Origin of the sequence: Nocardiopsis eucommiae, assembly GCF_965344335.1 — a bacterium.
Taxonomy (GTDB): Bacteria; Actinomycetota; Actinomycetes; order Streptosporangiales; family Streptosporangiaceae; genus Nocardiopsis; species Nocardiopsis eucommiae.
Genome location: NZ_CBDRIY010000016.1, coordinates 1 through 12182, shown reverse-complemented (window position 1 = coordinate 12182; position 12182 = coordinate 1). Strand labels below are relative to the sequence as shown.

The 12182-nt window shown below is 73.8% G+C and carries 13 protein-coding genes; 7 read left to right on the top strand and 6 right to left on the bottom strand.

What is annotated here, in order from left to right; all coding sequences use genetic code 11:
* Positions 1-343 precede the first annotated feature (343 nt).
* From ACRWK8_RS12425 to ruvC, 5 genes are all read right to left on the bottom strand, one after another.
* Positions 344-904, bottom strand: coding sequence for an adenine phosphoribosyltransferase (locus ACRWK8_RS12425; RefSeq protein WP_378741292.1), 561 nt, complete (start codon positions 902-904; stop codon positions 344-346).
* A 155-nt stretch (positions 905-1059) separates the two neighbouring features.
* Positions 1060-1425: a preprotein translocase subunit YajC gene (gene yajC / locus ACRWK8_RS12420; RefSeq protein WP_017546174.1), complete on the bottom strand. Its 366-nt coding sequence runs from the start codon at positions 1423-1425 to the stop codon at positions 1060-1062.
* 320 nt (positions 1426-1745) lie between these two features.
* On the bottom strand, positions 1746-2822 hold the full coding sequence (ruvB, locus tag ACRWK8_RS12415) for a Holliday junction branch migration DNA helicase RuvB (protein ID WP_431870341.1): 1077 nt from the start codon (positions 2820-2822) through the stop codon (positions 1746-1748).
* Between the two features lie 30 nt (positions 2823-2852).
* Complete coding sequence (gene ruvA / locus ACRWK8_RS12410) at positions 2853-3467, bottom strand: Holliday junction branch migration protein RuvA (RefSeq protein ID WP_378741288.1); 615 nt, start codon at positions 3465-3467, stop codon at positions 2853-2855.
* Positions 3468-3542: 75 nt separating this feature from the next.
* Positions 3543-4091 carry a crossover junction endodeoxyribonuclease RuvC gene (ruvC, locus tag ACRWK8_RS12405; RefSeq protein WP_431870338.1) on the bottom strand — a complete coding sequence of 183 codons (549 nt, stop codon included), beginning with the start codon at positions 4089-4091 and terminating at the stop codon, positions 3543-3545.
* A gap of 209 nt (positions 4092-4300) precedes the next feature.
* On the opposite strand from ruvC, the gene ACRWK8_RS12400 reads away from it, so the two are divergent.
* From ACRWK8_RS12400 to ACRWK8_RS12380, 5 genes are read left to right on the top strand one after another with little or no spacing between them, the layout of a single operon-like run.
* Positions 4301-5125: an NUDIX hydrolase gene (locus tag ACRWK8_RS12400; RefSeq protein WP_378741284.1), complete on the top strand. Its 825-nt coding sequence runs from the start codon at positions 4301-4303 to the stop codon at positions 5123-5125.
* Positions 5126-5175: 50 nt separating this feature from the next.
* A complete protein-coding gene (locus ACRWK8_RS12395; protein WP_378741282.1) occupies positions 5176-6294 on the top strand; it encodes a molecular chaperone DnaJ in 1119 nt (372 codons plus the stop codon).
* A gap of 39 nt (positions 6295-6333) precedes the next feature.
* Complete coding sequence (locus ACRWK8_RS12390) at positions 6334-7320, top strand: hypothetical protein (RefSeq protein ID WP_378741280.1); 987 nt, start codon at positions 6334-6336, stop codon at positions 7318-7320.
* Complete coding sequence (locus ACRWK8_RS12385; RefSeq protein WP_431870335.1) at positions 7317-8678, top strand: adenylosuccinate synthetase; 1362 nt, start codon at positions 7317-7319, stop codon at positions 8676-8678. Before ACRWK8_RS12390 ends, ACRWK8_RS12385 begins: the two co-directional genes overlap by 4 nt.
* Before the next feature lie 47 nt (positions 8679-8725).
* Positions 8726-9151 carry a PPOX class F420-dependent oxidoreductase gene (locus ACRWK8_RS12380; protein ID WP_378741276.1) on the top strand — a complete coding sequence of 142 codons (426 nt, stop codon included), beginning with the start codon at positions 8726-8728 and terminating at the stop codon, positions 9149-9151.
* 9 nt (positions 9152-9160) lie between these two features.
* Here the strand turns inward: ACRWK8_RS12380 and ACRWK8_RS12375 are convergent, their stop codons facing one another.
* Positions 9161-10039, bottom strand: coding sequence for a LysR family transcriptional regulator (locus ACRWK8_RS12375; protein WP_431870332.1), 879 nt, complete (start codon positions 10037-10039; stop codon positions 9161-9163).
* 113 nt (positions 10040-10152) lie between these two features.
* Here ACRWK8_RS12375 and ACRWK8_RS12370 point away from each other — a divergent pair, with 113 nt between their 5' ends.
* Together ACRWK8_RS12370 and ACRWK8_RS12365 are read left to right on the top strand one after the other, a co-directional pair.
* Positions 10153-11052 carry an alpha/beta fold hydrolase gene (locus ACRWK8_RS12370; protein ID WP_431870330.1) on the top strand — a complete coding sequence of 300 codons (900 nt, stop codon included), beginning with the start codon at positions 10153-10155 and terminating at the stop codon, positions 11050-11052.
* 66 nt (positions 11053-11118) lie between these two features.
* Positions 11119-12177 carry a tartrate dehydrogenase gene (locus ACRWK8_RS12365; protein WP_378741269.1) on the top strand — a complete coding sequence of 353 codons (1059 nt, stop codon included), beginning with the start codon at positions 11119-11121 and terminating at the stop codon, positions 12175-12177.
* The last annotated feature ends 5 nt before the right edge of the window (positions 12178-12182 follow it).

Here is a 12182-nt window from a genome sequence, read left to right as displayed (position 1 = left end):
CGGACACGGCCCCGGTCGAGACCACTTCGCTTGGCATGCCTACCTCCCGCGGTTCCTCCGGGTGGAGCCGACGTCGCCGTCCGGCTCGCCTCCGGTGCACGTGCGTGTCATCAGGGCCAGTCGCTGACGCGGCCGCCGCGGTCCCCTCGCCCGCCAGTCTAGTGGGGACCACTCCCCACCTGCGCGGGGAGCGGTCGGGCGCCTCGTGTCCCCGATACCGACGCGTGGGTACGCCTGGTGACACAGGTCACCAGGTACGTCACGCCGAGTGCCGGAGTACGTGAACAAGGACGCCCCGTCGGGGTATTCCCCCGTGGGGGGCGACTGTCAGGCGAGGTCGGCCTCAGACCGAGAGGAGGGTGCGCGGCTCCACGTCGGGCATCTTCTCCCGCCCCCGCAGTGCGGAGAGCTCCATCAGGACGGAGAATCCCACGACCGTACCACCCGCCTTGCGGACCAGGTCCACCGCGGCCCTGCCGGTCCCGCCGGTCGCGAGGACGTCGTCGACGACGAGCACACGGCTGCCCGGGGTGATCGCGTCGGCGTGGATCTCGACGGTCGCGGTGCCGTACTCCAGATCATAGGCCTGGTCGATGGTGTCCGAGGGCAGTTTCCCGGCTTTGCGCGCCGGAACGAAGCCCGCGCCGAGCGCCATGGCGACGGGGGCGCCGAAGATGAACCCGCGCGCCTCCAGTCCGACGACGTGGTCGATCCCGCTGTCGCGGAAGGGAGCGGCCAGCGCCCGCACCGCGACGGCGAACGCCTCCGGGTGGTTGAGCAGGGGCGTGATGTCCTTGAAGAGGATGCCCGGGTGCGGGAAGTCGGGGACGTCGCGAACGTGGGCGCTGATCAGGTCGAGGTCGGCGGCGTCCGGGACGTCCGGGGTCGCGGTGTCGTGGGACATGGGTGGCGGGGCCTTCTGTGGTGGGTCCGCTCGGGCCTCGGCGCGGGCGGAGCTGTGTGCGGCGGTGGCCGGGACAGCAGCGGTACCGGCCCCGGGTGGGGGCCGGTACCGAAGTCTGTGGCGAGCCGGGGCGCGGCGTCGCGCCCGGCCCGGTGTTATCCCTTGGGCTTGTCGTCGTCGCCGAAGTCGGGACGGTCCTCGACCGGGGTGTCGTCGGCGGCGGGCGTGATGACCTCGCCGACACCGGCCTTGAGCATCCGGATACGGGTGCCCGGGGAGATCTCCAGCAGCACGTCCTGGTCGTGGATCTCCACGACCGTGGCGAAGATGCCCGCCTTGGTCATGACCTCGACGCCGGGGACCAGGGAGCTCTGCATCTGCGTCTCCTGCTGGCGACGCTTCTGGTTCGGGCGCCAGAACAGGAGCCAGAAGACCAGGAGGATCAGCACGAACGGGAGCATCATGCTGAAGATGCTGCCCTCCTGCTGGGCCGCGTCGGCGAGAGTGTAAATGCCCTGCACGGGGGCGTCCTTCCTGACGTTTCGTGTGGCCGACGTCTGCCGGTTCGGACACCGCGACGACCACCTTCTCGGGCCGACCGACCACGGCGGCCGGAGTCGTACCCGTTGCCTACAACGCTCGGGGGAGCCAACTCGTTCCGCCGGTGTCCGACGACACCAGTCGGGGGCGCTGCCCCGTCCTGGCTGGTTCGGCCCAGTTTACGTGGCGCCGGTCACCGGCGCCCCACCGCCCGGGGGTCGGTGCGCTAACGGTTCGGACCCGGTTCGCGCACGCGCCTCACGCCACCCGCCCGAGGCCCGTTGTGGGGTTCCCGCCCCGGTCAGGAAGCCGGGGTGCCGTGACCGGCCCGTCCGGCGGCGTTGGCGGCGGGGTCGGCCGCGGCGCCGAAGGCGGCGTCCGGCGGCGGGGTGATCCCCATGTGCGCCCAGGCCATCGGGGTGGCCACCCGCCCGCGTGGGGTCCGGGCGAGGAAGCCGGAACGCACCAGGAAGGGCTCCGCGACCACCTCCACCGTCTCGGCCTCCTCGCCCACGGACACCGCGAGCGTGGACAGTCCCACCGGCCCGCCCCGGAAGCGGTTCATGAGCACGTCCAGGATGGCACGGTCCAGGCGGTCCAGCCCGAGCGCGTCCACCTCGTACAGCTCCAGGGCGGCCCGGGCGTTGGCCAGGGTGAGGTGGCCCCCGCCGCGGACCTCCGCGTAGTCGCGCACGCGGCGCAGCAGGCGGTTGGCGATCCGGGGCGTGCCGCGCGAGCGACCGGCGATCTCGTGGGCCGCGTCGCCGTCCAGCGGGGCACCGAGCAGCCCGGCGGAGCGGTGCAGGATCTGCTCCAGTTCGTCGGGCTCGTAGAAGTCCATGTGCGCGGTGAAGCCGAAGCGGTCGCGCAGGGGCGCGGGAAGCATGCCCGCACGGGTGGTCGCCCCCACCAGGGTGAAGGGGGCGATGTCGAGCGGGATCGCGGTGGCGCCGGGCCCCTTGCCGACCACGACGTCCACGCGGAAGTCCTCCATGGCGACGTAGAGCATCTCCTCCGCCGGGCGGGCCATACGGTGGATCTCGTCGAGGAAGAGGACCTCGCCCTCCTGGAGGGTGGAGAGCACGGCCGCCAGGTCACCGGAGCGTTCGATGGCCGGGCCCGAGGTGATGCGCAGGGGCGCGCCGAGTTCGGCGGCGATGATCATGGCCAGGGTGGTCTTGCCCAGGCCCGGGCCGCCGGACATGAGGATGTGGTCGGGGGCGCGGCCCCGGCGCTGGGCGCTGTGCAGGACCAGGGAGAGCTGTTCGCGCACCCGGTGCTGGCCGACGAACTCGTCCAGGTTCCTCGGGCGCAGCGCACCCTCGATCTGGTGTTCCTCGACGTCGGCCTCGGGCGAGACGGCGTCACGCTCGTACACGGGTGTTCTCCCTCCGGTTCCCGTTGGGGGCTAGGCGCGGCTGAGCCTGCGCAGGGCGCTGCGCAGCAGCACGGTGACGTCGTCGGTGTCCTCGGCCTCGGCGGCCACGGCGGCGGCCGCGGCCTCGGCGTCCTTGCTGGACCAGCCGAGGTTGACCAGCCCGGAGACGACCTGTCCGCGCCAGGCCCCGTGGGGTTCCATGCCGGGTCCGTCGGCGGGGGGCAGGGTGCCGTCGGTCATGACCGGGGCGTCGAGTTTGCCGCGCAGCTCCAGGACGATGCGCTGGGCGCCCTTCTTGCCGATGCCGGGCACCCGGGTGAGGGCGGTGGTGTCCTCGGTGGCCACGGCCTGGCGGAGGCTGTCGGGGCTGTGCACGGCGAGCATGGCCAGGGCGATGCGGGGTCCGATGCCGGAGGCGGTCTGCACCTGCTCGAAGAGGTTCCGCTCGTCGTCGTCGGCGAACCCGAAGAGGGTGAGGGAGTCCTCGCGCACGACGAGGCTGGTGGCCACGGTCCCCTCCTCCCCCACGTGGAGTCGGGAGAGGGCGGAGGGGGTGCACTGGACGCTCATGCCGACGCCGCCGACGTCGATCACGGCGCTGGCCGCGCCGCGTGCGGCCACCCGGCCGGTGAGGAACGCGATCATCTCGTGTGGGACACCGGGAGGGGTGCCCGTCTCCTTCCTGGGGGTGCTGCTGCTGTGGGCGTCGCCGCCCGGGTGTCAGCGGCCGCGTGTGCGGCGGGCCAGTTCCACCTTGCGGGCGAAGTCCTGTTGGGCCTGGGCGACCCGGGCCTGGGCCCCGCCGCGCCAGATGTGGCAGATGGCCAGGGCCACGGCGTCCGCGGCGTCGGCCGGTTTCGGCGGCCCGTCGAGTCCGAGGATACGCGCCACCATGCCGCCGACCTGTTTCTTGTCGGCACGACCGCTGCCAGTGATGGCGGCCTTGGCCTCGCTGGGGGTGTGGGTGGCCACGGGCAGGCCGCGCCGGGCGGCGCAGACCAGGGCGATGCCGCTGGCCTGGGCGGTGCCCATCACGGTGCTGAGGTTGTGCTGGGCGAAGACGCGTTCGACGGCGACGGCGTCCGGTTCGTAGGTGTCCAGCCACTCCTCGATGCCGCGCTCGACCTCCACCAGGCGCTGCGGGAGCGGGGTGTCGGGGCTGGTGCGGATGGCGTCGGCCGCCAGCAGGCGCAGGGGGCGGCCGATGGCGCCCTCCACGGCTCCGACCCCGCAGCGGGTCAGCCCCGGGTCGATCCCCAGCACGCGCACGTCTCCACCCGGTCCTTCGCTCGGTCGTCCGGCGGACGCCGCTCTCGAACGTCCGTTCGCACCATGCTAGCGGCGGGCGACGACGGGATCGTCCGCGACGGGCGGCGTGTCGGGCCGCAGCCCGGGCGGGGGTGGACGGACGGGGCGAGCGATGCTAAGTTCAACTCACATCGAGAAAAACTCATCTTGAGAACAACTTGGAGGACGCGGTGTCCGAGGGGATCGACGGGCCGACCGGCACGGAGGCGGGCCACTACGACGCGGCCGACGAGCGCAGGTACCTCGACGGCTACGACCCGCACGCCTTCGCGCCGGTCGCCGTCACCGTCGACGTGGTGGCGATGACCATCCGCGACGGCCTCCCCCACGTCCTGCTCGGACGGCGCACCCGACAGCCCCAGCTCGGGCGGTGGGCCCTGCCCGGCGGGTTCGTGCGGGCGGAGGACGGCCCCGGGGGCCCGGCCGACCACGACCTGCCCGACGCCGCCCTGCGCGTACTCACCGAGAAGACCCCGCTGCCCGCCGAGCTCCACCTCGAACAGCTCGGCACCTACGGGGCGATCGACCGGGACCCGCGCATGCGGGTGGTCTCGGTGGCGTACATGGTGCTCGCCCCCGACCTGCCCGACCCGCACACCGGCCGCGACACGGCCGAGGCCGCCTGGGTGCCGTGGACCGCGCTCGGCCACGGCGACGGGTCCCGGGAGCGGCACGAACTCGCCTTCGACCACGCGCGCGTCCTGGGCGACGCGGTCGAACGCGCCCGTTCCAAGCTGGAGTACACCGCTCTGGCCGCCGCGTTCCTCCCTCCCACCTTCACCGTCTCCGCGCTGCGCGGGGTGTACGAGGCGGTGTGGGGCCGCACCCTCCACGCCGCCAACTTCCACCGCAAGATCCAGGCCACCCCGGGGTTCGTGGAGGACACCGGTGAGCTGGCCGAGCGCGGGGGCGCGGGAGGCGGACGCCGCGCCCGCCTGTACCGGGCGGGCGGGGCCGCCCTCCTCCACCCGCCGCTGCTGCGCGGCTCCCAGTGATCCCGACCCCGGTGCGCCCCCGACGCACCACATCCCCGGAGAGGAGAGGCATGGACCAGGAGCGGCACCCCCACGACGGATTCGACTCCGCCCTGCGCGACCTCGGTCTCGCGGCCGACCCCACCGCGCTGTTCGGTCCCCTGCCGGTCGACGGCGGGGCGGTGCCCCCAGCCGCCACGGCCGCGTACCGGCGCCTGGCCCGGCTGCTCCACCCGGACTCCGCTCCCCCCTCCCGCGCGGCCGAGGCCGCGGCCGGGTTCTCCGGGCTCACCGAGGCGTGGCGGCGCTACCGGCTGGCGGCCGAGGGGGGCCTGGGCCTCGACGACCTCACCCTGGTGACCCGGGCCCGGACCTACCACGTGAGCCGGGGCGGCTCCCTGGCCGGCGGCGACGTGGCCGACCTCCACCCGGTCCGGTGGCGGGAGGGCGACTGCGTCGGCGGTCCCTGGCGGGACGGGGTGCTCAAGCTCCCCCGGGCCCCGCGCGACAACGACCTGATCCTGGCCGAGGCCACCGCGCTGCGCCGGATCGGGGAACGCGGCGACGATGCGTTCCGCGCGTTCTTCCCGGAGCTGGTGGAGTCGGTCCGCCACCGCGACGCGGCCACCGGGGTGGAGCGGCGCGGCAACGTCCTGGGGCTGCTGTCCGGTTTCCACAGCCTGGCCGAGGTGCGGCGGGCCCACCCGGACGGGATCGACCCGCGCGACGCCGCGTGGATGTGGCGGCGCCTGCTGGTCGCGCTGGGCGACGCCCACCGGTCCGGGGTCGTGCACGGCGCGGTCGTCCCCGAGCACGTCCTGATCCACCCCGAGGCGCACGGTCTCGTCCTCGTGGACTGGTGCTACTCCGTCACCTTCGGAGAGTCGCGCACCGCGCCCCACGTTCCGGCGATGGTGCCGCACCGGGTGGACACGTATCCGCCCGAGGTCGCCCGGCGCCGCCCGGCCGTGCCCGCGACGGACGTGTACATGGCCACCCGGTGCGTGGAGTTCGTGACCCGCGGCCGCCTGCCCGGGCCGTTGCGGGCCCTGGCGCGCGGGTGCACGCTCCCCTCCCCCGACCGACGGCCCGCGGACGCGTTCGCTCTGCTCGACGAGCTCGACGGGGCGTTGGAGCGGTGCTTCGGCCCACGCCGGTTCCGCCCCTTCCACATGCCCGCCCCGATCTGACCCCCACCCCACCCCACCCGGGAGAAGAAGGAGACCACCATGGGAAGCAGCAGCTGGTCCACCGACGCCCACCACGCCCGACGGGCCTACCAGGCCTCCGCCGGCAGCAGCGGGTTCGACTACCACGACGACGTCACCTCCGCCCCGCGCGACCAGTGGCGGGCCCACCCCTCACTCGACCCGCGCGGCGTGGGCGTCCGGGAGAGCCGCGACTCCGACGCCCACCCGAACTCGCTGGCGGTGTCGGTGCTCTTCGACGTCACCGGTTCGATGGGGCGTGTGCCCCGCGCCCTCCAGACCAAGCTTCCCGACCTGTTCGGGCTGCTGCTCCGCCGGGGCTACGTGGCGGACCCTCAGATCCTGTTCGGTGCGGTCGGTGACGCCACCTGTGACCGCGTGCCGCTCCAGGTCGGCCAGTTCGAGTCCGGCAACGAGCTGGAGGACGACCTCGGCAACATCGTGCTGGAGGGCGGGGGCGGCGGCCAGACGACCGAGTCCTACGAGCTGGCGATGTACTTCATGGCCCGCCACACCGCGCTGGACTGCCTGGAGAAGCGGGGTCGGCGCGGCTACCTGTTCATCGTGGGCGACGAGATGGCCTACGGCTCCGTCAAGGCGCGTGAGGTCCGGGACGTGATCGGGGACGACCTCGACGAGGACGTCACCCTCCCGGCGATCCTGGAGGAGCTCCGGCGCAAGTACGAGGTGTACTTCCTCATGCCGACCGGCAGCCACCACTTCCGGAACGGCCGGGTGCGGGAGTTCTGGGAGCGGCACCTGGGGCAGAACCTCGTCCTGCTGGACGACCTCGACGCGGTCTGCGAGACGATCGCGGTCACGGTGGGCCTGGGTGAGGAGGCCATCGACCTGGAGGAGGGACTGCGGGACCTGGCCGACGCCGGGTCGGACCAGGCCGACGTGGTGGGGCGGGCCCTGCGCCCGCTGGCACGCGGGCGCGGCGCGGTCGCGACCTCCACGGGCCTGGAGGGGCTGGCCGGTGACGGCCCGGGGGTGGACCGGCTGTGAACGACAGGACGACGCCCGACGACCACGCGATCGTGGTGGACCTGGGGTTCGGGGACGCGGGCAAGGGCGTGACCGTGGACCTCCTGTGTTCGGGTGGGGGGTACGGCGCGGTGGTGCGGGCCAACGGCGGCGCGCAGGCGGCGCACAACGTGGTGACCCCGGACGGTCGGCACCACACGTTCGCGCAGTTCGGGGCGGGCACGCTCGCCCCTGGCCGCCCGGTGCCCACGCACCTGTCCCGGTTCGCGGTGGTGGATCCCTTCGCGTTGGCCGCCGAGGCGGAGCACCTGTCCTCCCTGGGGGTGGCCGATCCCCTCTCCCTGGTGACGGTGGACCGGCGCGCGCTGATCAGCACCCCCTGGCACGCGGCCGCCAACCGTGCCCGGGAGCGGGCGCGCGGCCGGGACCGGCACGGTTCGTGCGGGATGGGCGTGGGCGAGACGGTGGCCTACTCCCTGGAGCACCCGGAGGACGCGCCGACCGTGGGTGACTGCGCGTCCCCGGCGGTGCTCCGCCGCAAGCTGGACCGGTTGGCGGAGCGGCTGGCGTCGGTACTGTCCGGGTCGGCGGACGGGGGTGGGGGCGCGACCCCGGAGCCCCGACCCGACCCGGACGCGTGCCTGGCCGCCTACCGGGCCTTCGCGGAGCGGGTCCGGCTGGTGGACGAGCGGTACCTGCCCCGGCTGCTGGCCCGGACTCCGGTGGTGTTCGAGGGCGCGCAGGGCGTGCTGCTGGACGAGTGGCACGGCTTCCACCCGTACACCACCTGGTCCACCACCACCGCCGTGAACCCGCTGGCGCTGTTGGCGGAGGCGGGGATGGCGGGGCGGGCCCGCCGGATCGGGGTGACGCGCACCTTCGCGACCCGTCACGGGGCGGGTCCTCTGGTGACCGAGGACGCCGGGCTCACCGAACGGTTGGCCGACCGGCACAACCGGACGCACCCGTGGCAGGGCGGGTTCCGGGTGGGTCACCTGGACCTGGTGGCGCTGCGGTACGCATTGGAGGCCACCGCGGGGGTGGACGCGCTGGTGGTCACGCACGCGGACGCCCCCGCCCGGCTCGGGCGGCGCCTGCGCTGGTGCGTGGGGTACGAGCTCGCGGACGGGAGCCCGGTGCGGATCGCGCCGGGTTCCTCCCCCGACCTGGCCCGCCAGGCCCGGCTCACCGGTCTGCTGGGCGCCGCCCGTCCGGTGCTGGAGCCGGTGCCGGGGGACGCGCCCGACGCGGTCTCGGACGCCCTGGGCCTGCCGCTGGAGGCGGTGTTCTCCGGTCCGACCAGGGCCGACGCCCACGTGCGGGTGCGGCGGGCGCCACGGGTGGGGGCCCTGCCCCGGCGTTTGCCCGCACCGGTCTGAGCGTGTCGGACCGGAGGGGCGGGCGGGTCGCGGCCTACGTTGGGGCCATGAGCTCCCTGACTGATCCCGAGGTCCGCGACTTCCTGCTGCACGGCACCCGCACGGGCAAGGTGGCCTACACGGCCTCCGACGGCCGCCCGCTGGCGGCCCCGATCTGGTTCACCATCGACGAGGACGGGCTGGTGTTCAACACCGGGCGCGACTCCGCGAAGGGGCGGGCGTTCGCGCGTGACCCCCGGCTGACGCTGGTGGTGGACCTGGAGGAGGAGCCGTACGGCTTCGTGCAGGTCCAAGGCGTGGCCGAGCTGTCCGAGGACCCCGGGGAACTGGTCCGCACGGCCACCGCGATCGCCCGCCGTTACGTGAGCGCGGAGGTCGCGGAGGAGTACGGCCGCCGCAACGGCGTCGCCGGTGAGCTCGTGGTGCGGGTGCGTCCGACCCGCGTCATCGCCGAGATGAACATGATCGGCTGACCGGGCGGTTCACGCCGGGGCGGTGGCGTGCTCGACGAACGCCCGGGCGGCGGCCGTGAGCGGCCCCTTGCGGCTGATCAGGGCCACGTGCAGGTGGTCGGTGGGGTCCAGTTCGAGGACGAGCACCCCGGCCTGTTCCGCGAGCCCGCGCCAGGCGTCGGTGACCACCGCCAGTCCGGCGCCGCCCAGGACCAGCGGCAGGATCGACACCCGGTGCTCGCTCTCCACGGCGATGCGCGCGTCCAGGCCCTCGGCCAGCAGACGGTCCGCGAACCGCCGCATGCCCGAGCCCTCGTGGCCGACGATCAGGCGCCGTCCGCTCAGTTCGCGGACGGGGACGGAGGCTCCCGGGCGGAAGGGACCGTCCCGGGGCGCGAGGAGAACGAAGGCCTGCCGGACCAGCGGGTGGACGTGCACCTCGGTGTCCCGGAGCGGGGTGTCGGTGGCGACAACGCCGAGTTCGCAGGCACCGGTGCGGACCATCTGGACGGCGTCCCGGTTGGTCAGGGCGCCCCGGATGGACACCGACACCTCGGGGTGGCGTTCGGTGAAGCCCGCGACCAGCCCGGTGAGGGGTTCGATGGACTGGGTGGGCAGGGCGGCCACGTCCACGCGGCCCCGGCGCAGCCCCCGGACCGCCTCCACGGCGGAGCGGGCCAGGTCGAGTCCGCGCACGGCCTCGCGGGCGGGTTCGACGAGCGCGTGCCCGGCGTCGCTGAGCACCAGGCGACGCCCGATCCGGTGGAAGAGGTCGCTGCCGAGGTCGCGTTCCAGGGTGCGGATCGCCTGGGAGAGGGAGGGCTGGGACAGGTGCAGGGCGGTCGCGGCGCGGTTGACCCCGCCGTGGTCGACGACGGCCAGGAAGTACTCCAGCTGACGCACGTCCACGTCGCCCCTCCGTCCGGTTCGTCCTCTCCCGTCCGATCCTATAGGCCGGGCCTATCAGCACTATCGACAACCGGTCTTGGACGGACACCGTGCCGGGCTGCTGTGATCAGGGCATGAACGACCGACTCCTCCCCGGATTCACCCGGCACGACGTGGAGGTCGGGGGGCTGCGCCTCAACGTCCGCCGGGCCGGAGAAGGACCCCCCGTCCTCCTCCTGCACGGCTACCCCCAGACCCACCTGATCTGGCACCGGGTCGCCCCGCTCCTGGCCGACGGGTTCAGCGTCGTCCTGGCGGACCTGCGCGGCTACGGGGACAGCGACAAACCGCCCTCCGACCCCCGACACCTGGCCTACTCCAAGCGCACCATGGCCCGGGACCAGTACCTCCTCATGCGCGAGCTGGGCTTCGACCGCTTCGCCGTCGTGGGCCACGACCGGGGGGCGCGGGTCGGACACCGGCTGGCGCTCGACCACCCCGAGGCGGTCACCGCGTTCGCGGCCCTGGACGTGGTGCCCACCCGGTACGCGTTCGAACACGCCGACGCCGACTTCGCCACCGGCTACTACCACTGGTTCTTCCTGACGGCGGGCAACGGCATCCCCGAACACCTCATCGGCCGGGACCCCGGTTTCTGGGTCCGCACCCGGATGAACGCCCGCCACCACGGCGGCTCCGCGTTCGACCCCGAGGCCGTGGACGAGTACGTGCGCTGCTTCAGCGACCCCGCCGCCATCCACGCGTCCTGCGAGGACTACCGGGCCGCGGCCACCGTGGACCTCGAACACGACCGCGCGGACGCGGGGCGTCGCCTGGAGTGCCCCGTCCTGCTCCTGTGGGGCGCGCACAGTTTCGTCGGACGCCACTACGACGTGCCCGGAGCCTGGTCCGAGTACGCGTCGGACGTGCGCGGACACAGCCTGGACTGTGACCACTACGTGCCGGAGGAGGCTCCCGAGGCCACCGCCGCCTCCCTCCGCTCCTTCCTGGGCGCGCACGCCGCCGGGGCCTGACCGCCGGATCCCGTTCCCGCCTCCCCACCCCTCGTTCCGTCCCACCTCTCATCCGATGGAGACCCCATGAAGCAGTACCGCATCGCCACGATCCCCGGAGACGGCATCGGCGGTGAGGTCGTCGCCCCCGCGACCGCCGTCCTGGACCGGGTCGCGGCCCACCACGGGTTCGCCCTGACCTACGACGAGTTCGACTGGTCCTGTGAGCGGTTCGCGCACACCGGCGCGATGATGCCCGAGGACGGCCTCGACCGGATCCGCCACCACGACGCCATCCTCCTCGGAGCGGTGGGCTGGCCGGGCGTGCCCGACCACGTGTCCCTGTGGGGTCTGCTCATCCCGATCCGCCGCGAGTTCCACCAGTACGTCAACCTGCGGCCGATCACCGTCCTGGAGGGTGTGCCCAGCCCGGTGACGCGCGCCCTGCCGGGCGAGGTGGACTTCGTGGTGGTGCGGGAGAACAACGAGGGCGAGTACTCGCGTGAGGGGGGCCGCTTCGACCGGGGCACTCCCCAGGAGCGCGCCGTGCAGGAGTCGGTGTTCACCCGGAAGGGTGTGGAACGGGTCCTGGAGTACGGCTTCGACCTGGCGGAGCGGCGCGGTGGACGGCTGACCTCGGCCACCAAGTCCAACGGGATCGTGCACACCATGCCGTTCTGGGACGAACTGGTGGCGGAGCGGGCCGCGCTGCACCCGGACGTGGTCTGGGACCAGGAGCACATCGACGCCCTGGCCGCCAAGGTCGTCCTGGACCCGGCCAGGTTCGACGTGATCGTCGGCTCCAACCTGTTCGGTGACATCCTCAGCGACCTCGCCGCGGCGGTCGCGGGCGGGATCGGGATCGCCCCGTCGGCCAACCTCAACCCCGAGCGCGCGTACCCGTCCATGTTCGAGCCGGTGCACGGGTCGGCGCCCGACATCGCGGGCCGTGGGGTGGCCAACCCGCTGGGGGCGCTGTGGTCGGCGTCGATGATGCTGGACCACCTGGGCCACCCCGAGGCGGGGACACAGATGATGGACGCGGTCCGCGCCGTTCTGGCCGAGGGCCGGGTGCGCACCCGCGACCTGGGCGGCGAGGCCGGGACCGACGCGTTCACCGCCGAGGTCCTGCGCCGACTCCCCTGACGCCC